Here is a 20,820-nt window from a genome sequence, read left to right as displayed (position 1 = left end):
CCGGTGTCTCAGTTGAGTGCCGGAGTGTCCTCCGGGATGGCGCCGTTCGCGTAGAGATCCTCGGCGACATCCCGCAATGCACGCAGGGCCACACGCTGGGTGAGGGGCCCGTAGGAGATACGGGCGACGCCCAAAGATTCGTATTCGGCCGCGGACAGCGCGCCCGGCAGGCCGATGACGCTGAGCTTGCGCTCGCCGAGGCCCGCGACGAGGCGCTCGGTGGAATCCCGGTCGAGGACTCCGGGCACGAACACGAGGCTTGCGCCGGCGTCGAGGAAGGCTCGGCCACGCTCGACCGCGTCGTCCAGGCTCTCGGAAAGTGGGCGGTCACCGCCACGCACGATCGCGTCGGTGCGGGCGTTGAGCTGGAAGGCGATGCCCTCCTGCTCCGCGACCTGCACGATGGTTTCGATGTTCGCCACCGCTTCCGTCAGCGGAACCAGCCGGTCCTCGACGTTCGCGCCGACGACGCCGACTCCGATCGCTCGGCGGACGGACTCGCCCGGGTCCCCGAAGCCAGCGTCCAGGTCAGCAGTCACGGGCAGGTCGGTCGCCTGCACGATCCGAGTCAACACGGACAGCGCGACATCGAGGGGAATCTCACTGTCCGCGAATCCGTGGCTCGCGGCGATCGAGTGCCCGGCGGTACCGATCGCACGCGTGCCGGGCAGGTCCGCGACGGTGCGAGTGCTGATCGCGTCCCAGACGTTGACGACGCGAAGGATCTCGGGCGCCTCGTGGAGCGCCTTGAGGGTGGTGGCCTTCTCGGGGGTGGTCATGATGCCGACGCTACTCGAACCGGTCCGGGCGGCGGAATGCTTGTCCGGCGACGGTGCCGCGCGGCCAGGCGACGGTCCTGTTCTCGGCCGGTCGAGACGTACTATGACGTGAACTTGACTATGACGCGACGTCATAGTCTTTCCTTGTCGCATGACACGGATCGCCGTCTTCTACCTGGCCTCGTTCGGCACCTCGTTGCTGGGCAACTCGGTCACCGGTATCGCTCTGCCATTGCTGGTGCTGTTCACCACCGGCAGCCCACTTGGTGCCGGGGCCGTAGCGATCGCGGCAGCGGTGCCCGCCGCCCTCGCAGGGCTCCTCATGGGCTCGCTTGTCGACCGGATCAACCGTCGGACGGCCGCGATTCTCTCCGATCTCATCTCGGCCATGGCATTGCTCATCCTGCCGATCATCGACCTTACGATCGGGCTGAGCCTGGGGTGGTTCATCGCGGTGGCTGTCTTGAGCTCCTTCGGAGACGTTCCCGGTATCACCGCCCGGGAGGCGATGGTTCCGGCGATCGCCAGAGCCGCCGGCATCGATCCCGCCCGGCTCATCGGTCTACGAGAATCGCTGGCCGGTGTGGCCCTGCTGTTGGGCCCGGCGGTCGCGGGAACTCTCGTCGCGGCCCTGGAACCGGTGACCGTGTTGTGGATCACCTCCGGTACGGCAGCACTGGCGGCCATCCTGACGCTTGCCGTTCCGTCGCGGGCAACGGCGCATCCGCAGGAACGCGACCGCGCGACGACCCGGCGAGCCGGATCGCTGTTCCTCGGTCTGGTGATCCTGTTCCGCTCGCCGCTGCTGCGCGCAATGCTCCTGCTGGGGGTGACGCTCGCGGTCGTGCTGGCCGCCACGCAGGGCATGGTGATCCCCGTTCACTTCGCTTTCCAGGACGAGCCCCAGTTCGTCGGCTTCGTGCTCAGCGCACTTGCGGCGGGCCTGCTCGTCGGCGGCGGTCTGTTCGCCGCTCTCGGCAACCGGATCCCGCGTCGTACATGGTTCGTCACCGGTGCCGTCATCGTCGCGATAGGTTTCGCTGTTATTGGCATACTGGGTCCGGTGTGGTCGATCTTCACCGGCGCGGCGATCGTGGGCCTCGGCGGCGGCGGCATGAATGCCGTGGTTGGGTTGACCTTCGTCGAGAACGTCGACGAAGGTCAACGAGGCAAAGTGCTGGGAGCACAGAACGCCATCATGACCCTGGTCCCTCCGGCGGGTATCGGTGCTGCGGCACTACTCATCGAGTTCGGCAGCCTTCACCTCGCCACGACGGTCTTCGCGGTGCTGTGGATCATCGCGGTCACAGTAGCCCTGTTCAACCGGCGCATCCGCAGTCTTGAGCAGGTGCGAGTCTGATGCGCATTGGAGAACTAGCCGAGCTTGCCGGCGTGACGATCCGGACAATCCGCTACTACCACCAGGCTCGTGTGCTGCCGGAGCCGCCGCGGCGGTCCAACGGGTATCGGGACTACACCGTCGACCACCTGGTGGCGGTGTTGAGGATCAACCAACTCACCAGCTCCGGCCTGTCGCTGGCACAGGCCGGAGCTGTCGCCGCCGACTCCGCGTCCGCCACCACTGACGAGGCTCTCGACGAGGTCGATCGTGCTCTGGCGGCACGGATCGCCGCGCTCACGGAACAGCGCGAGCGGCTCGCCCGGGCGCGAGCGGGTCACCACGTCGGCCTGTCGAGAGTCGCCGCCGCGCTCAGCCTCACGTCCACCGACGTCCCTACCGCGATTCTGCTCGCTCACCTCTACAAGGATCACCCACAGATCGATCTCTTGGCCGATGCACTGCTGGAGCCAAAGCTGCGGTCGGCTTTGGTGTCGACGCAGGAACGGTTCGACGCCATCGACGAGACCTCCACGGACAGCGAACTCGAGGAGCTCACATTGTGGGTGCGGTCGTTGCTCACAGAGTTCACAGGTGATCTGCCACCGTTGACGGAAGAGCAGTCTCAGCTCATCCTCAACCTGGTGGAACGCGACCTGAACGACCGGCAGAAAGAGTTGGTGCGTCGGCAGGAGTGATCACCGGTCGGAGCGGAGTGGCGGCTTCGCTTGCGGTTTCAGCGCCCGCGCTCTTCGCTGATGGAGTTACCTCCGTCGACCGTGATTACCTGACCCGTGATGTACGACGCGCCTTCACCGGCGAGGAACGCAATCGCGTACGCTACCTCATCCGCGGTGCCGGACCGGCCGACGGGTGTGGCCGCGCCCATCGCCCGCTCGCGATCGGAGGCGGATGAAGTGTCGATCCACCCCGGAGCGACGGCGTTCACCGTGATGCCCGCCGCGGCCGTGTCGATCGCCGTCGCGCGCGTCAGTCCGACAATGCCGGCCTTCGCCGCGTGGTAGGCAACATCGCCGGCGTAAGCGGCGACGGGCCCCGACACCGATGACACGTTGACGATGCGGCCGTAGCCGGCAGCCTGCATAAGGCCCGCCACCGCGCGGATCATCAGGAACGACGTGGTCAGGTTTCGATCGAGCGAGGCATGCCAGTTGTCGAGGGATAGCCCGTCGACCGCGCCCGAAGCATACGAGTCGGACACGGAAGTCATTCCGGCGTTGTTGACGAGGATGTCCACGCCGCCGAACGAATCCGACGCGCACGTGACGACGGCGTCCACACCGGTCTGATCAGTGAGGTCGGCGACCACCCCTTCCGCTCGGATACCGGCGCCGCGCAGTTCTGTGACCCGCTCGAAGATGCGATCTGTCGTTGATGTGACAACCACACGACTTCCGCCGGCGCCGAGACGACGAGCTGCCGCGAACCCGATTCCGTGTGCGCTTCCCGTGCCGGTGACGATGGCGACTCGCTGTCTTTGAGTGGTCATGGTGAAGCCTCCGTTTGGCGGTTCTTCGGACTTCGGGTGGGCCGGCAGGAAGCGTGAGCTCGCCGCGTGGCGATTGCCTGCTGGCACATGCTCAGTCCTTCTGTCCGGGTCGGTGCTGCGGCCACCTGGCCGGGTCGTCCTCCAGGCGCTTGCGGTCCCAGCCGCCCAGGTCGGCGGCGGCCAGGTAGGTGGAGTGCAGGAACTGAGCCAAGGCCTGGTCCGGGTCGTCGGCCTCCGCCACCGCCTCGTACGGCAGAAGGAACTGGCCGTTCTCGACGCTGTAGTACGCCGCGTCCGGTGCCACCGGGTGCTCGGGGAAGCCGTCGGGCTCGGGGTAGGCGTAGGCGTAGAACGCGCCCTCCTCGCCCCCGCCCGGCCAGAAGCCGGCACTGCTCAGTTCGCGGGAGTAGCCCTCGACCATCACCCAGTCGCCGCAGTTGGGGGCGCCACCGGGGTGCTCGGGCGCGTCCCGGCCGGAGAACCGGGTGCACGCCAGGTCCATGGCGCCCCAGAAGAAGTGCACCGGGCTGACTTTGCCCACGAAGTGGGAGCGGAACTCACCGAGCCCGCGGTCGGCCTGCAGCAGCTGCTGCCAGAACAGGTGGGCGGCCTCGGGGTCGTAGGTCGCGTGCTGGTCGTCGTGGGCGAACGGGATCGCCGGGTCCACCTCGTTGGGCCGGGCGTCGATCGTCGTCTCGATGCCCAGCTGTGCGAGGGCCGTGATGGTCTCGCCATAGAAGTCGGCGACCGGACGTGACGACAGGCCGACGAACCGCTCCTCACCCGCACTGCTGCGCACCCTGAGGCGGTGTTCGACGAAGTCGAACTCGAGGTCGAAGGATCCGCCGCGGTAGGGGATCGCGCCGGTGGTCAGCCCGCGGGGGCTGACGTACAGGGTGACCTGCCACCAATGGTTGAGCAGGGGAGCCTGCGAGAGCCGGATCTTGCCCACGACCTGGGTCCACATGTGCAGGGTGTCGCGGGTGTCGGTCCAGTCGTCGACCCGCAGCCGCGGCCAGTCCTGCGGTGCGCCGATCTGCGTTGCCATGAGTTCTCCTTCCCGGCGGCGTGGGCTACCGGTGCTCGGGGTTGGTCTGGTCGGGGGCACGGCCGGCGTCCCACTCGCTGCGTCGGTTCCCGTACGCTGGGACGCCGCCCGCGGCGCGCAGCATCGCCGCGAGGTGCATGAGGTTGTAGGTCATAAAGGCGGTGTTGCGGTTGGTGAAGTCGTTCTCCGGACCACCGGACCCGGCGTCGAGGTAGGACGGGCCCGGGCCGGCAGCTCCTATCCAGCCCGCGTCGGCCTGCGGCGGAATGGTGAAGCCCAAGTGTTGCAGGCTGTAGAGCACGTTCATGGCGCAATGCTTGACCCCGTCCTCGTTGCCGGTGATCACACATCCCGCGACGCGACCGTAATAAGCGTACTGACCGGCGTCGTTGAGCGAGGTGGAGCAGCCGTAGAGCCGTTCGATGACCCGCTTCATCACCGAGCTGTTGTCCCCGAGCCAGATCGGCCCCGCAAGGACCAGGATGTCCGCGCTCATCACCTTCTGGTAGATCGCTGGCCACTCGTCGACGTCGGCACCGTGCTCGGTCATGTCCGGCCACAACCCGGTGGCGATGTCGTGGTCGACCGCCCGGACCTCTTCGACCTCGATGCCGTTCTCTTGCATGATGGTGCTGCTCACGCGCGCGAGCCCCGCGGTGTGGCTGGCTTCCGGTGAGCGCTTCAGCGTCGCGTTGATGAAGAGGGCTCGCAGGCCGGCGAACCGAGGCGGCACGGCCGATTCCGGGCCAGTCATGTCGGCTCCTCGTCGCCAGCGGAGGCGGCGTAGCGCTGCCGGTCCGGATCCCTCGTCACGTTGACGTCGGTGGACATGGTCATAGAGCCTTCCTGTTGTCGGTGCGGTGACGGGGCCGTAATCCGCAGTCGAACATCCGCCGGCGGCAACAGGCACGTCAGGTCGGGATAACGACGGTTCCTCCCGTCTCGACGGTGCCGGAGCGGTCGCGACGTCTCTAGAATCGCGCCGCAGACCGCCCTTTCGCGTCGGTGAAGATCCCTGCTCTCACTACGCTGCCGGTCGCAGCTCGCGTCAGTGAAAATTGCCTAGGCGGGTCAGCCCCTAACGGGTCCCAACCTGTTTTCGGATGAGCGGCCTGATTTGGACCCTGCGCCGGGGCGATTCTCGTGAGCCAGCGCGCGGGCGCGAGACCGGCCGACAGCCACCTGCCTGTCTGGTCAGGGAAGTTGCATTTTCCTGAGTTGTTGGCGGGATGTAATGCCGAGCTTGCGGAAGATGTTGCGCAGGTGGGCTTCGATCGTGCGTGGGCTGAGGAACAGTTGCGCGCCGACTTCTCGGGATGTGGCGCCGGTGGCTACCAACCGGGCGATGTGCAGCTCGTGGGCGGTGAGCGCGTCAGTGGGTTGGGTGGTGCGTTTGCGTGGGTGCTCGCCTGTGGCGCGAAGTTCGCGAGCGGCGCGCTCGGCGAACGCTTCCGCGCCCATGTCCGACAGCAGTTGGTGGGCGGTGCGGAGTTGTTCTCTGGCGTCCTGGCGACGACCTTCGCGGCGGAGCCACTCGCCGTAGACGAGGTGAGTGCGGGCGAGGTGGGTGATTATGCGGCAGTTTCGGAGCTGTTCGATCGCCTCGCGGTAGTGCTTCTCGGCGGCGGGCCCGGTGCTGGTCAGCGCTCGTGAGCGTGCCTGCAGGCCGAGTGCCCACGAGGTGGCGCACGCACCCGCCCGTGAGCTGAACCGCTCCAGTGCGGCCGCCGCGCGTTCCGGCTCGCCGGCGCGTACGGAAGCCTCGATGAGCTCGGGCAGGCCCGCGCTGCTGATGGACAGTTCGTCGGATCTGCACGCCCTCGCCGCTGCGTCCTGCGCGGCCGCATAGTTGCCTAGTCCGTTGTGAAGTATTGCCACCGCGTACTGGGCCAGGGAAACCTCTACACCCTCCTCGGGGTAGATGTTCGCTTGGGCAATGATGGCGTTGAGCGCGGTTGTCTCAGCCTGGTCACCACGCGAGGCGCTCAGAATGACGTGAGCATGGTGCAACGGCACGCCCCCGGTCGCCTGGGTGATCGCTGTTGCCTCGGTGGCCAGCTCGCCGGCGCGGGCGAGATCGCCCATCAGGACTGACGTGATGGACAGGAAGCTCAGCGCGGCGGGGAGCGTCGCCAGCGCACCGGCTTCACGAGCCAGCTGGACGTTACGGCTGGCCAGCACGTAGAGCAGATCGTCGTCGAGGACCGCAACCGCGTTGCGCCCGGCCAGCCACAGCCAGCTGTCGCTCTGGCTGTTCTGCACGGATCTGGTGTGCGGGCTGTCGCGGAATGCTTCCAGAGCGCGCCGCAGCCCCGGTGCTCCTGCCGCATATCCTCTCGTCAAGGTCGTCGCGAGCCCGTCGAGCAGCAGGTCCACCGGTCGCGTCGGTACCCCAGGAGCGGGAGCGGCCAGCGCCGCTTCGGCGACACGAACCGCGTCGCCGCCGCCGTTGATGATCGCCGCGTCCAGCGCATGCAGGTAGGTCTCGCGGGACAGCGCGGCGTCCAGCGGGGCGAGTGCCTTGGCGGCATCCATCAGCATGCCCGGTACCTCGGTGCCTCGTGTCAGGTGGAACGCGATCTGGGCTCGCAGCAAGTCGAGGCGCGCACGTTGGAGGGGATCCAGCGGCCCAACCTCCGCTGTGAGCAGTTCCCGCGCGCTTTCGGACGCACCGGCGTCGTGCTTGGCGCGGGCGGCTTCCAGCGCTCGCCGGGCACGGGTGGCGCGATCGGGGGTGAGGGTTGCCGAACGCTGCAGGAACGCCGCACCTGCGGCCAGCCCTCCGCGGGCGCGTGCCCGATCCGCCGAGCGCTCCAGCTCCGCGGCGACTTCCTCGTCGGTGCCTAGGACCGACTGTGCGCGATGCCAGGCGCGCCGGTCCGGGTAGGTGCGCGGATCGGTCGCGGCGGCCAATGCGCTGTGCACGCGGCGGTGGTCCGGCGGCGTCGCCGCCCGGTAGACCGCCGAACGTGCCAGTGGATGGCGAAACCGCACCCGGGTATCGATCTCGAGCAGCCCGGCGGCTTCCGCGGGTGCGGCCGCCTCGCGGGCGATCCCCAAGTGCTCGGCCGCGCGCCAGAGCAGCGCCACCTCACCGGTCGGCTCGGCCGCGGCGACCAGCAGCAGCAGTTGTGTCTCGGCGGGAAGGCTACCCGAGCGGTGCTGGAAGGCGTCTTCGATGCGGTGTGGCACGCTGAGCGTGTCGGGCAGCTCGAACCCTCCGGCCAACTGTGTCGGCTGCGTGTTGTGGGGTAGCTCCAACAGCGCCAGGGGGTTGCCGCGCGCTTCGGCGATGATCCGGTCGCGCACCCCGTCATCCAGCGGTGTGGGGACCGCGGCAGCCAGCAGCGCCCGCGCATCGGTCTCGCCGAGCCCGTCCAGGCGCAGCTGGGGCAGTCCGGAGAACGGGCGAACGTCGCCTTCGCCGTGGTCGCGCAGCGCGAACACCAGTGCTACCCGCTCGGCCGCCACCCTGCGCGCCACGAACGCCAGGACCTGAGCGGTTGCCTGGTCGAGCCATTGTGCATCGTCGACCAGGCAAAGCAGCGGTGTCTCCTCGGCGACTTCGGCCAGCAGGTTGAGGACGGCCAGCGCGACCAGGAACCGGTCCGGCGTCGCACCGGCTCGTTGTCCGAACGCCACGCCGAGGGCGGCCTGCTGTGGGTCGGGCAGCGCACCCAGGCGGTCCAGCAGCGCTCCGCACAGCTGGTGAAGACCCGCGAACGCGAACTGAGTCTCAGATTCCACCCCAATCGAACTCTCCACCCGGAACCCCATGGGAGCCGCGGTGTGGTGGGCGTGCTCTATCAGCGCCGTCTTGCCAATGCCCGCTTCTCCGCGCACAACAAGCACGCTGCTGTGCCCCGCGTGCGCCTGGGCGAGCAGTTGCTTGACCGTTTCGCGCTCTGCGCGCCGGCCCAGAAGGTTCGCCAGTTTCACTCCCACCCGAGTCTGTCGCCACTGTACTAGGTAGAGGTGTAGGTAATTGTCACCGATGCGAACCGCACCCGCTAGCGCCGGTTCTCAACCGTGGACGGGTCGGCGATCCGGCAGCCGGCATGCCGTGCCAGCGCGCACACCGACCCTGGTGCCGGTCTGGCGCGCCTGGCAGCGACCATCCACCTCGCGGCACGGTGGCCATCGGCGAAGACATCAGGGGCTTCCACCGACGCGAAGGCGCCGCCACCGATGCCAGCCTGTAGACACGGCCACGATCAGCAAATGTCCGGATCAGCGCCGGACCTCATCCGCTCGGGACCGTTGACGCGAAAGGAACCGCCATGTCCGCCAGTGCTGTCATCGACGTTGACAGACTGAACCTCAGCTACGGCGATTTTCATGCCGTGAAGGATCTCTCGTTTCGCGTCGAGCGAGGGGAGTTGTACGCGTTGCTGGGCACCAACGGAGCGGGCAAGACCTCAGCTCTGGAGGTCATCGAAGGACACAGGACGGCGTCGTCGGGGGCGGTGCGTGTGTTCGGCGAGAGCCCCACGGATCGCCGCGCGGTGCGTCCCAGGATGGGAATCATGCTGCAGGAGAGCGGGTTCTCCCCGGACCTCACCGTCACGGAGTCGGTTCGGCTGATCGGCCGGCTCACCGGACGATCAGACACGGTCGACCGAGTGCTGGACCTCGTTGACCTCACCGGCAAGGCCGGCACCCGCGTGTCTCAGTTGTCCGGTGGCGAAAAGCGGCGTCTCGACTTCGCTACCGCGGTGTATGGCGGGCCCGAGCTGATCGTCCTGGACGAGCCGACGACCGGCCTGGACGTCCAGTCCCGCGACGCGCTGTGGGCCGCAGTGGACCGGCTACGCGAAGACGGAGCCACGATCGTGCTGACCACCCACTACCTGGAGGAGGCGCAGCAGCGCGCCGACCGCATCGGGCTCATGCACCAGGGCACGTTGCGTCAGGAGGGAACGGTCGTCGAGCTGACACAGGCCCTCCCGTCGGTCATTAGCTTCGCCCTTCCGGTCGGCGCTCCCGAGCCGCCGATCGACATTGCGCGTGTCAACGGATCTTTCCACATCGAGACATTCGGCCTGCAGGAGGACCTTTACCGCCTACTGGGCTGGGCGCACCATACCGGAGTTGAGCTACGGGAACTGCAGGCCGGCCCGACCCGCCTCGACGACGTCTTCCGCGCCATCAGCCGTGACTGAGTCCCACAACGCGTCGCCACGAAAGGACTTACGAGCATGTTAGCGATCGCTCGCAGTGAGCTGATCCAAATTTTCCGGAACCGGCTGGTGCTGGTCACCGGTCTGGTGATCCCGGTGGCTGTCAGTGCGTACTTCGTCTATCAGCACGAGGTCTTCGCCGACCTCGCAAGCCTCGGCTACATCGCGGCGATCGTGTTGTTCACCGTGATGGCCTTCGGCCTCTACACCACCGCGGTGACGACCCTGGCATCGCGCCGGCAGAACCTGTTCCTCAAACGGCTACGCTCCACCGCCGCGGGCGACGCCGGCATCATCACCGGACTGGTCCTGCCGATCGTCGCTATCGCACTCGTCCAGATGGTCGTGATCCTGATCGTGCTCGGCGTCGTGGCCACCGAACCGGCTGATGTCCCGCTCCTCGCCGTGGCGATCCTGGCCATGATCGCCATGATGGTCGGCCTGGCGTTGGCAACCGCAGGACTGACGAACTCCCCGGAGCACGCCCAGGTGACCACACTGCCGGTGAGCCTGTCTGTGATTGCAGTCGCGAGCTGGGTCGGGATCACCGGCACCGAGGACCTCACCCTGCTCAAGCGGCTGCTCCCCGGGGGCTCGGCCACCGAACTGGTCGTCAACGCCTGGAACGGCGGCGTTCCCCTCACCGAATCTCTCCTGCTACTGGCTCCCACCCTCGCATGGGTCGTCGTGGCAGCCGCGCTCGCCGCGAAAATGTTCCGCTGGGAACCGCGTCGATGACCTCGACGTGGGCTTCGTGCCCGAAGTCCACTGTTGAACCACGAACGAATAAGAGGACTGCTGCGATGAAGACCGGTTCGCTCAACGGACGGGACATCTCCCACACCCAGGGGCAGTCAGGCCTGGACCTGAGAAGCGCGGCATGGCGTCGCATTGGTTGCTTGGAGGCCTCATGAGACAGGTCCACATCACTCAACGGGTCGAAGCGGGGGCCGTGGCGCTGCTCGCCGTTGGCGCTGTCGTAGTGCTGTATCCCGCGTGGTGGTGGGTGCTGCTTGCTGCTTTCCTCGTGTTCGACCTGTCGATGTTGGGATACGTGCGGTCGACCGCCGCGGGGGCGACGTCGTACAACCTGGTCCACAACTTTGCGTTTCCGGCCATCGTGGGCATGACCGCACTCGTGACGGAGCCTGCGTTTCCGGTCCTTTCGACGACAGCCGGGGTCCTGGCCTGTGCGTGGGCCTTCCACGTGGGCGTTGACCGTGCCCTCGGCTACGGCTTGAAGATGCCGGACGCCTTCAGGCATACCCATCTCGGACGAATCGGCAAGGACCCGGTGCATGGTGACCCAGATCGCCCGTCCATGGGGGAACCGCGCCGATGAGCCGTCGCGGGACTGCCACCCGAGCTCTACTTCTGGACGGCGTCAGGGGGGAGGGCTACTGCAATGACGACCATCTCGCTCAACGGACTCGATGTCTCGCGAATCGGCCTGGGGATGTCGGCGTTCTTCACCGGCGCCGGTAGCGGCGACACCGCGTCGATCGCGCATATCCACTGGGCACTGGACGCAGCCCGTGCCCGCCGGGGACCGCCACGACCCGGCTGGCATGGCCGCCAGCGATCAATGACCGGCGCGGCGGACATCGAGGATCGAACAACAGACGAACGGGAGGGTCACGACCAGGTTCGTCAATGAGAGTGAATATTCGCGCTCAACTCAAGAAAAGGATGAACATCATGGGATTCATCACCGTCGGAAACGAGAACAGCACTCCGATCGAGCTGTACTACGAGGATCAGGGTGGGGGCCAGCCGGTTGTCCTCATCCACGGGTACCCGCTCAACGGTCATAGCTGGGAGCTCCAGACACGTGAGCTGCTTGCTGCCGGGTACCGCGTCATTACCTACGATCGCCGTGGGTTCGGGGACTCGGCGAAGGTCGGTTCCGGCTACGACTACGACACCTTTGCCGCCGATCTGAACACTGTGCTGGAGACCCTCGATCTCCGCGACGTCATCCTGGTCGGGTTCTCGATGGGCACGGGGGAACTGGCCCGCTACATCGCGCGGTACGGCCACGAGCGGGTCGCGAAGCTCGCCTTCCTCGCCTCGCTGGAGCCTTTCCTCGTCGCCCGCGACGACAACCCCGAGGGCGTGCCGCAGAAGGTCTTCGACGGAATCGAGGCCGCCGCGAAGGGTGACCGCTACGCCTGGTACACCCAGTTCTTCTCCGACTTCTACAACCTCGACGAGAACCTCGGCAGCCGGATCAGCCAGGAGGCAGTCACCGCCAGCTGGAATGTCGCCGTCTCGAGCGCTCCCGTGGCGGCCTATGCCGTCGTCTCCTCGTGGATCGAGGACTTCCGCGCCGACGTCGAGGCGGTCCGCGACAGCGGCAAGCCGGCGCTGATCTTGCACGGCACCGCCGACAGGATCCTTCCCATCGACGTCACAGCACGCCGCTTCCGCCAAGCCCTGCCCGAGGCACAGTACGTGGAGGTCGAAGGCGCCCCGCACGGGCTGCTTTGGACCCACGCCGATGACGTCAACGCCGCCCTGCGCGCCTTTCTCGGCTGAGTTGACGGGAGGTCACTGTGATCGTGTAGCCGCCAGCGCGGCTTGCGGGCGTGAAGTATGGCACTGCTCCGGCGTTCCGCCGCCCTCTGGAGGATCGCCTGACGATCCGCGCTGGCGGGGACGGCGCGCGTATCGCCAGGGACCGCAAGCGCGTGGTGTTCGACCGGTTCCGATCCGTCGGACGGTGCCTGCGTGACTACGGGCTGTAGTGGTATTGGCAGGCGGCGATGCGGATCTCGTGTTCGGTGATTTTGTAGATGAGGCGGTGTTCGTCGGTGATGCGGCGGGACCAGTAGCCTTGGAAGCCGTGTTTGAGGGGTTCGGGTTTGCCGATGCCGTCGTTGCCGTTGCGGTCGATGTCTTTGATGAGGGTGTTGATTCGTTTGAGGATCTTGCGGTCCTGGGTTTGCCACCAGATGTAGTCGTTCCAGGCGTTCTCGTCCCAGATGAGTTTCACTCGACCAGGTCCCGGGCCGTTCCTTCGCCGGCTTCGAGCCGCTCGATCGCGCCGAGCAGCCGCCGAGCGTTCTCCGGGCTGCGTAGCAGGTAGGCGGTCTCCTTGAGAGATTCGTAGTCGTCGAGCGACACGATGACGACGGGTTCGTGTCCGGCGCGGGTGATGACGACCTCTTCGCGGTTGTCGACAACGGAGTTCAGGGTTTCGGCGTACTTGGCTCGGGATTCGGAGTAGGTCATGGTGCGCATTGCTTCACTCTCCTCTGGGCGTACAAGAAATTGTACGCCGCGTTGGCGTGGTGGGGCAACATGGGTCGGAGCGTCGGAGCCCCCGGTTCCGCTTCTGCTCGGCGCCGGGTGCCTGGTTCTCCTGGAAGCGGTCTTGTGCGCGGTGCAGCGTCTCCTTCCAGACGTAGAGGAATCATGTCTGGAAGAGGATCGCCAGCGACCGTTGGGACGTCGTCTGTTCGGCCTGTGGGAATCCTGACGGGCTGGCCTGACCGGTCTCTGAGCGCTTCTGGGAGCTCTGAGAATCCGGTGCTCCTGCCGAGAGCCATCGCCCCACTATCTCCCGGCCACGGGGGACTCACAGAAGATCTCTAGACGGGGCGGATGGTCTCACCGCCGTGTCGTGAGCGAGCCATCGGATCAGCAGGGAGTGGAGTCTTCGATCGATCGGGTCATCGATCTACGTGGCTTCTTGTCAGCTGCGATGCTCCATGCGTCGGCGAGGACGCCCGGGCCTTCGTGACCTTGCGGACAAAAGCCTCGGAGGGATTGAGGACGCGCCCGGCATCGTCAGTGACCTCGAGTTTCCGGACTGGTCTGTTGTTCTTTGTGTCGAGCAGAAGCGAATGGGGTTCGGCGTCTTCGAAGAGGTGGTCTTCGCCCCACTGCCGCAGACTGACCAGGACGACGAAGAGGTCACGCCCCTTCTGAGTCAAGGCGTACTGATGGTAGGCGCCCCCGTCGGGGGCCGGGCGTATCTCGAGGATGTCGTGCGCGACGAGTTCTCGCAGCCGCGACGAGAGGATGTTCTTCGCGAGGCCGAGATTCCGCTGAAACTCGCTGAACCGTCTGATGCCGTCGAATGCGTCACGGACGATGAGCAGAGACCAGCGGTCGCCCATGACGTCGACCGCCCTGGCGACGGGGCATTCTGCTCGCTCGTGAGTCACGCGCTGAGGCATTCGTGTCTCCCTTGGTGGATGCGGCGGGGCCGCCGCGAAATTCATGGCTGCCAAGTGGTTGCAAGTATAGACCAGTTCCTCTAGGCTCCGTTCAACGTGGTTTCAATATGAAACCAGTTTACGGCGACAAGCGAGGAGACCAGGGTCATGACGGCACAGGCGAATTCGAGAGTGAGCCCGGTACGGGTTGCAGTCGTTCAGTTCGAGCCGCGGGTCGGGGTCGAGAACCTCAAGGCCAACGCGGTGGCGGTGGAGCAGCGGCTGACGGCGGCGGCGGACGCCGGAGCAGGTCTGATTGTTCTCCCGGAGCTGGCGACCACCGGTTACGTGTTCGAGAGCCGCGATGAGGCATACGCCCACGCTGAGGCTGTGCCGGACGGGCCCACGGTGGAGTCGTTCGCGCGGATCGCGGCCGAACGCAACGTGTACATCGTGGGCTGTGTGGCGGAGCGTGACGGCGTGAAGCTCTACGACACCGCTGTCCTGGTCGGCCCGGAGGGATACATCGGTCGATACCGCAAGACGCATCTGTGGAACACCGAGAAGTTGTGGTTCACGCCAGGTGATGAGGGATTCTCGGTGTTTGACACCAAGATCGGCCGGATTGGGTTGCTCGTGTGCTGGGACATCTGGTTCCCGGAGACCGCCCGGATCGTGGCGCAGATGGGTGCGGACATCATATGCGTACCCACCGGTTGGGTCTGGACGCCTCCACCTCTGTACGACGCGAGCGGTGTCTGCATGGCGGCGTACCTAACCATCACGGCGGCCCACGCCAACAACGTCTTTATCGCCACGGCGGACCGGATCGGCCAGGAACGCGGTGCGGGGTTCATGGGCAACTCGTTGATCGCCGGGACCAACGGGTGGCCGATCGATCGGATCGCCGGCCCGGACGAGGACACGATCATCTACGCGGACGTCGACCTGACGGCGGCGCGAACGGCTCCGATCTGGAACCAGCTCAACGACCTGCATCGGGATCGTCGTACCGACCTATACGACCAGATGCTCGGCTACGGCGACCGCGCTCCGCTACCGAGGTGACGTCATGACGACAGTCCGGAGTACGACGGGTGTCGCCGGCCCGCGCAGGGTTGCCACCTTCTGTACTGGTTTGGTCGGCATCGCGCTCTTGGCGCTCGCCGGGTGGACGTTCTCACAAGTCGCACACGCCGCGACTTGGCAGCCGTGGGACGGCGACTACACCGAGCTCGTCCGGCTCTCCTCCTGGCTGGTTGGATCGATCAGCGAGCCACAGTTCTACGCGGTTGCTCCGGCCGGCGCGTTGCTGCTCGTCGGCGGGATGGTGGGCCATGTCGCGAACCGACGGTCGTGGCGTTGGCAGGGGTTCGTCCAGGCATGCGGCACAGGGCTGTGGCCGTGGGCTGCAGGTAGCGCACTGGTCAGCCTTCTGCTGGGCAACATCGCCTGGGGGTGGACCCTCGCTCCCGGAAGCTGGCAGCCGTTGTTCGTGCCACTGGTCGCGGTGGCACCGGCAATCGTCGTTCTCTACGGTCCCGGATGGCGAGTCGGTCTGTCGGCGGCCGCGCTGGGAGCGTTGCTGACCCCACCGGCCTCGATCCTCGCCGTCAAGCACATCTGCGCACCGCTGGATCTTCCGCCCGTCGTCGGTGCTACTACGGGCATGTGCGTCGGTGCGATCGTGGCGTTCTGGCTCTGCAGGCGTCTCACGTGGATGCCGCCTCCGGGCGCTTGGCGTACACGAGCCCAGGTTAAGCCAGTTCCAGCGTCTGACAGCGGGCATTCGCTGCTGTGGGTGCCTCGCCGTGCGCTGGCCGACTTCTCCGAGGCGCAGTTCTTCGGCAACGAATGGGCGAGCGCGGTGCTGATTCTCGGAGCCGTCGTCGCCCACCTGATCAGTCCGTCCAGCACCGCATACGGATCCGGCCTGTTCTACGCTGTGCTCACCAGCCAAGTCCTCACCGCGGGCGCCGGTGTGGTCATTTGGCGGAAGAGGTGGCAGAAGCATGGTTTCTACCCGACTTTCGTACCGGTCGTCTCTGTCGCGCCGGCCACCGTGCTGGCTTTCGGTGGGACCTTTCAGTCCATCGTGGTCGGTGCACTGGCCGGCGCGCTGATCGCTCCACCGGTAGCAGCGGCGATCTCGGCTCGGTTGCCGAAGACTTTCCACCCCTTCGTCGGCAACGTCGCATCGATGAGCATCTGTACGGCGCTGATCGTTCCACCGCTCCGTCTCCTTCCTGGATTCGCGTCGTGACGGCCGCCGAACTCGCCCGGGCTCTGCGCCGTCGGGAAACGTCGGCGAGCGAGTTGGTCGATGCTGCCCTGGGCCGTATCCGCGAGCTGAATCCCAGCCTGAACGCATTCGCGCTCATCGACGACGAGGGCGCCCGCGCGGCGGCTCACCTGGCCGACGAACAACTCGTCGCGGGCGTCGACCTCGGCCCGCTGCACGGCGTTCCCGTGGCAGTGAAGGACCTCATCGACATGGCCGGTCTGCCCACCAGCTGTGGATCAGCCACTTCCTTCGGTGCCACCGCGACCGAGGACGCTGAGGTCGTACGGCGGTTACGCAGCGCTGGGGCCGTGATCATCGGTAAGACAACCCTGCACGAGTTCGCTTACGGCGCGACCGGAGATCGATCGGTACACGGCGCCTCGCGTAACCCGACCGATCCCAGCCGCATGTCCGGAGGCAGCAGTGGCGGTAGCGCTGTCGCTGTGGCCGCCGGCATGGTGCCCCTCGCGCTGGGCACTGACACGGCCGGTTCGGTTCGCGTGCCGGCTGCCCTCTGCGGTGTCGTGGGGCTCAAGCCGGCGTACGATGCCGTCCCGAGCACGGGCGTGTATCCGCTGGCCCCCACCCTGGACCATGTCGGTCTCTTCGCCGCAACTTCCGAGGACGCCCTCATCGGCTACCAGGCCATCAGCGACCGGCCGTTAAGTCTTCAGTCCGGCACCTTCTCCGTCGGATGGATCGCGCCGGAGTCCATCGCCGTGACCGATCCGCGTATCGACGAGCTGACGCGGCAGTTCGTGGTCAGTGCAGGGTTTACCATCGACATCGTCCAGGGGTTCCCCACGTGGCAGCGGCGGCAGAGTCTGTTCGAAATCTTCTCCACGCTGCAAGGCAGGGAAGCGTTCCGTGTGCACGAGCACCACCTCGACGCGGACGCCGACCTCATCGATCCAGAGGTACGTGCACGACTCCACCATGGTCGCGAGATCTCTGATCAGCTCTATGCCAGGGCAGACGAGGCGCGCCTAGAGCTGCGCGTCATCGTCGACGAGTTGTTGTCGACGTACGACGTACTGGCTCTGCCGACTGTGCCGATCGTGGCGCCGGCCGTGGGCGATCGCAGCGTCCTGGTCGCCGGCACCGACCTCGAGGTACGGAGAGCCCTGCTATCGCTGACCAGCCCGTGGAATTTGGCCGGCTCGCCGGCTGTCAGCGTGCCCACGGGGCGGCTCGACGGACTGCCAATCGCCGTGCAACTCATCACCGCGCCGGGCAACGAGGGACTCCTCTTCGCTGCTGCCCGGAACCTCGAGATCGCCCTGGCCAAGTAGCCAGGACTGAAGAAAGGGAATGCTATGCCCTCGATCCAGGTCGACCTGCCGCTGACCGCAGACGAAGCCACCAAACGAGCGTTCGCACGACGCATCGGGCGCATCTATGGGGAGATTATGCAGGTCGGGATGGATCTCCTCACCGTCTCCATTCACGACCTCGGCACCGGGGGAGTGTGGCGGTGCCATGAGTCTGGTCCGCCCACGCCCTCGGGCCTCATCATGTGTGACATCCGGAAAGGTCGGCCGGCCGAAACCAGAGCTCTGCTGGCGCAGTCACTGATCGACGCCTGCGTGGAGACGTTCGAACTCGACGCCTTGTGGATGAAGGTCGAGTTCACCCAGCACGACGGCGACGAGATGTACCACCCTCACCTAGGAGGCTTCAACGCCAACTGGCGCGGAGACGAGAGGTAGCGACACTCAGCCTGTTAGGTGTGGTCCGCAAAAGGTGGGAAACAGTCGCGGTGCCGCTTGGCTCTCGAACAGGTAACCGAGGGCGGCGCCCCCGACGCGTTTCGGGACCGCACGGACTAAGCAGCAGGATGGGTTCCATCGTGCGGCGCTGCTCAAGGGTTACGACCGGGTGATCGAGCATGCGATACAGCGTCGGTTCCACTCGCCCGCGCAGATCCACACCATTACCGACTTCAAGAAGGCGGGGTTGCGGGTCAGTCACGAGACGCTGGAAGTGAACGGTACGCCGATGGAGTACTTCGAGTACGCGCCGCGGCGGCAATCGGGCAGTATGCCGTTGGTGCTGGTGTTCCACGGCGGCAGCGACCATGCCGAGTACATCGCATGGGCCGCCGGTTGGACCGATCTGGCCGCGGAGCACGAGTTCATGGTCGTGTCCGTCGACCAGCACGGCTCCTGGTCGCCAACAGACATCATTACACTGCTGGATCACCTGGTCGCCGAGCACCCGCACATCGATCAGAGCCGGGTGTATGCCACCGGGTTCTCGATGGGTGCGGCCAAGACGTGGGGGCTCCTTCAGGAGTACTCCGATCGATTCGCAGCCGTGGCCCCCATGGGCGGCACCAGCTACGGGCCAACGCCGCTGCCGGGGGAGGGCGTCGTGCCCACGATCTATTTCGCAGGCATGGAGTCACCGCTGGCGGAGCGGCCACACCAGTTCGGCGTGCCCAACACTCCTGACGCCCGCGTCGCCGCCCTCTTCACCGGGAACGGTGTCACCGACGACTACACCTACGACAGCGCTGCCGACCCGGTATGGGGCATCGCCGCCGATGAGTCCATCGACATCACCGACGGTCGTTTCCCGGAAGTTTCGGTGGGGGTGAACGCCTACGCCAGCAGCGATGGGAACACCTACACGGCACTCGCCGCAGTGCATCGAGCGAAGCACGAGACCTTGCCGACCCAGGGTGAGATCGCGTGGGGGTTCTTGTCACAGTTCTCCCGCGCGGCCGACGGTGACGTCGTGATCGAGGATGGAGCCTTCGACCTGTCGGCTCTCGGCTCCTAGGCGAGTGAATCCGACTGATCTCTAGTGACCGTAGGGGACTTGTAGAGCCGGGAACGCAGAACCGGAAGGTGCAGGAGCCGTAGCTGCGTACCCGGCCAGATCAAACGTTTCACGTTCCTTCGATGCCTCACACGGTAACGGGGTGGAGTCGAGCAGCGGCAGGGCCCGAGAGCCGAGGCGTCGCCAACCGACTGGGTCCGGGATCAACGCACCACGAGGCAAGCCAGATCGAATGTCACCTATCCGTGCAGCAGTCCCGTGCCCCGGTTGACGCGTACCCTTTGGCACACTTGCTACCGTGCCAAAGGGTACGTCTGATGCGCAAGGAGAGCGTGATGCCGACCGTTGACCTGACTGCCGGCACGATCCATTACCTCGACACCGGAGGTGATGGACCCGTCGCTGTCCTCCTTCACGGCGTCAACATGGATGCGACGCTTTGGCGGCACGTTGTCGCCCATCTGGGGGCGAACGTACGCTGCATATGCCCCACGCTTCCTTTGGGCAGCCATCAAGAACCCATGGATCGTACGGAGCTCGTGACCCATCGCGGCGTATCGGCCATGGTGGGGGAGCTGCTGGAGGCACTTGATCTGGAGGACGTGGCGCTCGTCCTCAACGATTGGGGAGGCGCCCAGTTCCTGATGGCCGACGGTCCCAGTCACCGCATCGCCGGAGCGGCCCTCGTGGCGTGTGAGGCGTTCGAGAACTTCCCGCCGGGCCGCCCAGGCAAGGCCGTGGCCGCGAGCGCCCGCGTCCCGGGTCTGTTGTGGGTCTCGATGCAGCTCCAGCGGTTCGGCTGGTTCCGTTCCGCGCCGGGGGGCTGGGGCTGGATGTCGAAGACCCGGGTGCCGGACGAGGTCATGGACAGCTGGTTCGAGCCTGCCCAGCGAGACCCTCGCGTTCGCAGGGACCTGAAGACGTTCGCGTTGTCCACACCCTCCCGACAGGAGCTTCAAGACCTCGTGTCGCGGCTGGCCTCATTTGATCGTCCGGTGCTCGTAGCCTGGGCTACCGAGGACCGACTGATGCCGCGCGAGCACGGTCGCCAGCTCGCGGAGCTCTTCCCCCGTGCGCGGCTGGTGGAGATCGAGGGCAGCTACACCCTGGTGCCGGAGGATCAGCCCGAGCGGCTGGCAGCTGAGCTGCTGCGCTTCATCACGGAGGACGTGGCCGCCTGACGGGTGTAGCCGTGCCGACCGGGACGCGGTATCCGGGCGGTCTCATGCGGTGGCTCGTGCCCGTTGCGGCTGCCACTGCCTGAAGGCTGGTGTCGCCCACGCCGTGCTCGACGAAAAGTCGATCACCCGTTCCAGGAGGGTCTCCCGCGGACTCGGTGCAGTAGTGCTCACGCAGCGGAAGGGTACACCGGGTCGGGCGAGCACCGACGGTGGTGAGGCAATGACCCGGCTCACGAATCGTCATTCACCCGAGTACGCAACGCGGTCTACCACCCCTGCGCTCCGGACGGGTACGAGCTGAGCTAGACCGGTCAGCAGGGCGGCACGGCAAAGGTGGAGGCGGTAGTTCAACGCTCTCGGGCGGGTGACGGCCGAAGTGGATCCCGCAGATCCGAGAACCGCGCACCACATGGCCGAGGGCGACGCGGGGAACTTACTCACCATGACCACCTTGACCACCGGTGCCGTATCCGGCGTCGTGCTTGAACTTACCGGGCTAGCGTTCGGCGCAGCTGCGGGTTCCTTCTTGCAAGTAGCAGTAGCGCGGAGCTG

Annotated in this window: 22 protein-coding genes; 14 read left to right on the top strand and 8 right to left on the bottom strand. The window is 66.3% G+C overall.

Annotated features, from left to right (window positions below; genetic code table 11):
- Positions 1 to 8: 8 nt before the first annotated feature.
- The gene (locus tag G1H11_RS17415) at positions 9 to 779 is read right to left on the bottom strand and encodes an isocitrate lyase/PEP mutase family protein (RefSeq protein ID WP_163819859.1); all 771 of its coding nucleotides are present in this window, start codon (positions 777 to 779) and stop codon (positions 9 to 11) included.
- Positions 780 to 930: 151 nt separating this feature from the next.
- Between G1H11_RS17415 and G1H11_RS17410 the strand changes: the two genes are divergently transcribed.
- Positions 931 to 2,139, top strand: a complete 1,209-nt coding sequence (locus tag G1H11_RS17410) for an MFS transporter (RefSeq protein WP_163819858.1) — start codon at positions 931 to 933, stop codon at positions 2,137 to 2,139.
- A complete protein-coding gene (locus G1H11_RS17405) occupies positions 2,139 to 2,816 on the top strand; it encodes a MerR family transcriptional regulator (protein WP_163819857.1) in 678 nt (225 codons plus the stop codon). Before G1H11_RS17410 ends, G1H11_RS17405 begins: the two co-directional genes overlap by 1 nt.
- A 38-nt stretch (positions 2,817 to 2,854) precedes the next feature.
- On the opposite strand, the gene G1H11_RS17400 is transcribed toward G1H11_RS17405, so the two are convergent.
- The 4 genes from G1H11_RS17400 to G1H11_RS17385 form a co-directional block, all read right to left on the bottom strand.
- The gene (locus G1H11_RS17400; protein ID WP_163819856.1) at positions 2,855 to 3,628 is read right to left on the bottom strand and encodes an SDR family NAD(P)-dependent oxidoreductase; all 774 of its coding nucleotides are present in this window, start codon (positions 3,626 to 3,628) and stop codon (positions 2,855 to 2,857) included.
- A gap of 91 nt (positions 3,629 to 3,719) precedes the next feature.
- Entirely contained in the window at positions 3,720 to 4,676 is a 957-nt protein-coding gene (locus G1H11_RS17395; RefSeq protein ID WP_163819855.1) for a DUF5996 family protein, read from the bottom strand.
- A gap of 25 nt (positions 4,677 to 4,701) precedes the next feature.
- Positions 4,702 to 5,430 (bottom strand): flavodoxin family protein, encoded by a 729-nt coding sequence (locus G1H11_RS17390; RefSeq protein WP_163819854.1) that lies wholly within the window; start codon positions 5,428 to 5,430, stop codon positions 4,702 to 4,704.
- Positions 5,431 to 5,870: 440 nt separating this feature from the next.
- Positions 5,871 to 8,621: an AAA family ATPase gene (locus tag G1H11_RS17385; RefSeq protein ID WP_216843863.1), complete on the bottom strand. Its 2,751-nt coding sequence runs from the start codon at positions 8,619 to 8,621 to the stop codon at positions 5,871 to 5,873.
- A 335-nt stretch (positions 8,622 to 8,956) separates the two neighbouring features.
- Here G1H11_RS17385 and G1H11_RS17380 point away from each other — a divergent pair, with 335 nt between their 5' ends.
- The 6 genes from G1H11_RS17380 to G1H11_RS17355 all read left to right on the top strand — a co-directional run bounded on the left by G1H11_RS17380 (position 8,957) and on the right by G1H11_RS17355 (position 12,603).
- Positions 8,957 to 9,838: an ABC transporter ATP-binding protein gene (locus G1H11_RS17380; RefSeq protein ID WP_163819853.1), complete on the top strand. Its 882-nt coding sequence runs from the start codon at positions 8,957 to 8,959 to the stop codon at positions 9,836 to 9,838.
- A gap of 36 nt (positions 9,839 to 9,874) precedes the next feature.
- Positions 9,875 to 10,594: an ABC transporter permease gene (locus G1H11_RS17375; RefSeq protein WP_163819852.1), complete on the top strand. Its 720-nt coding sequence runs from the start codon at positions 9,875 to 9,877 to the stop codon at positions 10,592 to 10,594.
- A 172-nt stretch (positions 10,595 to 10,766) separates the two neighbouring features.
- On the top strand, positions 10,767 to 11,198 hold the full coding sequence (locus G1H11_RS17370) for a DUF4260 domain-containing protein (protein ID WP_163819851.1): 432 nt from the start codon (positions 10,767 to 10,769) through the stop codon (positions 11,196 to 11,198).
- A gap of 63 nt (positions 11,199 to 11,261) precedes the next feature.
- Complete coding sequence (locus G1H11_RS25295; protein ID WP_216843862.1) at positions 11,262 to 11,513, top strand: hypothetical protein; 252 nt, start codon at positions 11,262 to 11,264, stop codon at positions 11,511 to 11,513.
- Between the two features lie 41 nt (positions 11,514 to 11,554).
- Positions 11,555 to 12,394 (top strand): alpha/beta fold hydrolase, encoded by an 840-nt coding sequence (locus G1H11_RS17360; RefSeq protein WP_163819850.1) that lies wholly within the window; start codon positions 11,555 to 11,557, stop codon positions 12,392 to 12,394.
- Positions 12,395 to 12,444: 50 nt separating this feature from the next.
- Complete coding sequence (locus G1H11_RS17355) at positions 12,445 to 12,603, top strand: hypothetical protein (RefSeq protein ID WP_163819849.1); 159 nt, start codon at positions 12,445 to 12,447, stop codon at positions 12,601 to 12,603.
- Here the strand turns inward: G1H11_RS17355 and G1H11_RS17350 are convergent.
- From G1H11_RS17350 to G1H11_RS17340, 3 genes are all read right to left on the bottom strand, one after another.
- Positions 12,591 to 12,851, bottom strand: a complete 261-nt coding sequence (locus G1H11_RS17350) for a Txe/YoeB family addiction module toxin (RefSeq protein WP_163819848.1) — start codon at positions 12,849 to 12,851, stop codon at positions 12,591 to 12,593. The genes G1H11_RS17355 and G1H11_RS17350 overlap by 13 nt on opposite strands.
- Positions 12,848 to 13,099, bottom strand: coding sequence for a type II toxin-antitoxin system Phd/YefM family antitoxin (locus G1H11_RS17345; protein WP_163819847.1), 252 nt, complete (start codon positions 13,097 to 13,099; stop codon positions 12,848 to 12,850). The genes G1H11_RS17350 and G1H11_RS17345 overlap by 4 nt, the downstream gene beginning before the upstream one ends.
- Positions 13,100 to 13,530: 431 nt before the next feature.
- Positions 13,531 to 14,040 (bottom strand): winged helix-turn-helix transcriptional regulator, encoded by a 510-nt coding sequence (locus tag G1H11_RS17340; protein WP_163819846.1) that lies wholly within the window; start codon positions 14,038 to 14,040, stop codon positions 13,531 to 13,533.
- Between the two features lie 147 nt (positions 14,041 to 14,187).
- Between G1H11_RS17340 and G1H11_RS17335 the strand changes: the two genes are divergently transcribed.
- From G1H11_RS17335 to G1H11_RS17310, 6 genes are all read left to right on the top strand, one after another.
- A complete protein-coding gene (locus G1H11_RS17335) occupies positions 14,188 to 15,087 on the top strand; it encodes a nitrilase family protein (RefSeq protein ID WP_163819845.1) in 900 nt (299 codons plus the stop codon).
- Between the two features lie 4 nt (positions 15,088 to 15,091).
- Positions 15,092 to 16,282, top strand: coding sequence for a hypothetical protein (locus G1H11_RS17330; protein WP_163819844.1), 1,191 nt, complete (start codon positions 15,092 to 15,094; stop codon positions 16,280 to 16,282).
- Positions 16,279 to 17,595, top strand: a complete 1,317-nt coding sequence (locus G1H11_RS17325; protein ID WP_216843861.1) for an amidase — start codon at positions 16,279 to 16,281, stop codon at positions 17,593 to 17,595. Before G1H11_RS17330 ends, G1H11_RS17325 begins: the two co-directional genes overlap by 4 nt.
- Before the next feature lie 24 nt (positions 17,596 to 17,619).
- Entirely contained in the window at positions 17,620 to 18,012 is a 393-nt protein-coding gene (locus tag G1H11_RS17320) for a tautomerase (protein WP_163819843.1), read from the top strand.
- A 169-nt stretch (positions 18,013 to 18,181) separates the two neighbouring features.
- Positions 18,182 to 19,087, top strand: coding sequence for a prolyl oligopeptidase family serine peptidase (locus G1H11_RS17315; protein ID WP_163819842.1), 906 nt, complete (start codon positions 18,182 to 18,184; stop codon positions 19,085 to 19,087).
- A gap of 122 nt (positions 19,088 to 19,209) precedes the next feature.
- On the top strand, positions 19,210 to 20,268 hold the full coding sequence (locus G1H11_RS17310; protein WP_343074874.1) for an alpha/beta fold hydrolase: 1,059 nt from the start codon (positions 19,210 to 19,212) through the stop codon (positions 20,266 to 20,268).
- Positions 20,269 to 20,820: the final 552 nt, after the last annotated feature.

This window comes from Phytoactinopolyspora alkaliphila (genome assembly GCF_010550695.1).
Lineage (GTDB): Bacteria > Actinomycetota > Actinomycetes > Jiangellales > Jiangellaceae > Phytoactinopolyspora > Phytoactinopolyspora alkaliphila.
This window is presented reverse-complemented; position numbering and strand designations above follow the sequence as displayed.

What these genes read in the sequence shown, in the direction of transcription:
- G1H11_RS17415 (WP_163819859.1), bottom strand. Translation starts at nt 779, where the DNA reads ATGACCACCCCCGAGAAGGCCACCACCCTCAAGGCGCTCCACGAGGCG.
- G1H11_RS17410 (WP_163819858.1), top strand. Translation starts at nt 931, where the DNA reads ATGACACGGATCGCCGTCTTCTACCTGGCCTCGTTCGGCACCTCGTTG.
- G1H11_RS17405 (WP_163819857.1), top strand. Translation starts at nt 2,139, where the DNA reads ATGCGCATTGGAGAACTAGCCGAGCTTGCCGGCGTGACGATCCGGACA.
- G1H11_RS17400 (WP_163819856.1), bottom strand. Translation starts at nt 3,628, where the DNA reads ATGACCACTCAAAGACAGCGAGTCGCCATCGTCACCGGCACGGGAAGC.
- G1H11_RS17395 (WP_163819855.1), bottom strand. Translation starts at nt 4,676, where the DNA reads ATGGCAACGCAGATCGGCGCACCGCAGGACTGGCCGCGGCTGCGGGTC.
- G1H11_RS17390 (WP_163819854.1), bottom strand. Translation starts at nt 5,430, where the DNA reads ATGACTGGCCCGGAATCGGCCGTGCCGCCTCGGTTCGCCGGCCTGCGA.
- G1H11_RS17380 (WP_163819853.1), top strand. Translation starts at nt 8,957, where the DNA reads ATGTCCGCCAGTGCTGTCATCGACGTTGACAGACTGAACCTCAGCTAC.
- G1H11_RS17375 (WP_163819852.1), top strand. Translation starts at nt 9,875, where the DNA reads ATGTTAGCGATCGCTCGCAGTGAGCTGATCCAAATTTTCCGGAACCGG.
- G1H11_RS17370 (WP_163819851.1), top strand. Translation starts at nt 10,767, where the DNA reads ATGAGACAGGTCCACATCACTCAACGGGTCGAAGCGGGGGCCGTGGCG.
- G1H11_RS25295 (WP_216843862.1), top strand. Translation starts at nt 11,262, where the DNA reads ATGACGACCATCTCGCTCAACGGACTCGATGTCTCGCGAATCGGCCTG.
- G1H11_RS17360 (WP_163819850.1), top strand. Translation starts at nt 11,555, where the DNA reads ATGGGATTCATCACCGTCGGAAACGAGAACAGCACTCCGATCGAGCTG.
- G1H11_RS17345 (WP_163819847.1), bottom strand. Translation starts at nt 13,099, where the DNA reads ATGCGCACCATGACCTACTCCGAATCCCGAGCCAAGTACGCCGAAACC.
- G1H11_RS17340 (WP_163819846.1), bottom strand. Translation starts at nt 14,040, where the DNA reads ATGCCTCAGCGCGTGACTCACGAGCGAGCAGAATGCCCCGTCGCCAGG.
- G1H11_RS17335 (WP_163819845.1), top strand. Translation starts at nt 14,188, where the DNA reads ATGACGGCACAGGCGAATTCGAGAGTGAGCCCGGTACGGGTTGCAGTC.
- G1H11_RS17330 (WP_163819844.1), top strand. Translation starts at nt 15,092, where the DNA reads ATGACGACAGTCCGGAGTACGACGGGTGTCGCCGGCCCGCGCAGGGTT.
- G1H11_RS17320 (WP_163819843.1), top strand. Translation starts at nt 17,620, where the DNA reads ATGCCCTCGATCCAGGTCGACCTGCCGCTGACCGCAGACGAAGCCACC.
- G1H11_RS17310 (WP_343074874.1), top strand. Translation starts at nt 19,210, where the DNA reads ATGCCTCACACGGTAACGGGGTGGAGTCGAGCAGCGGCAGGGCCCGAG.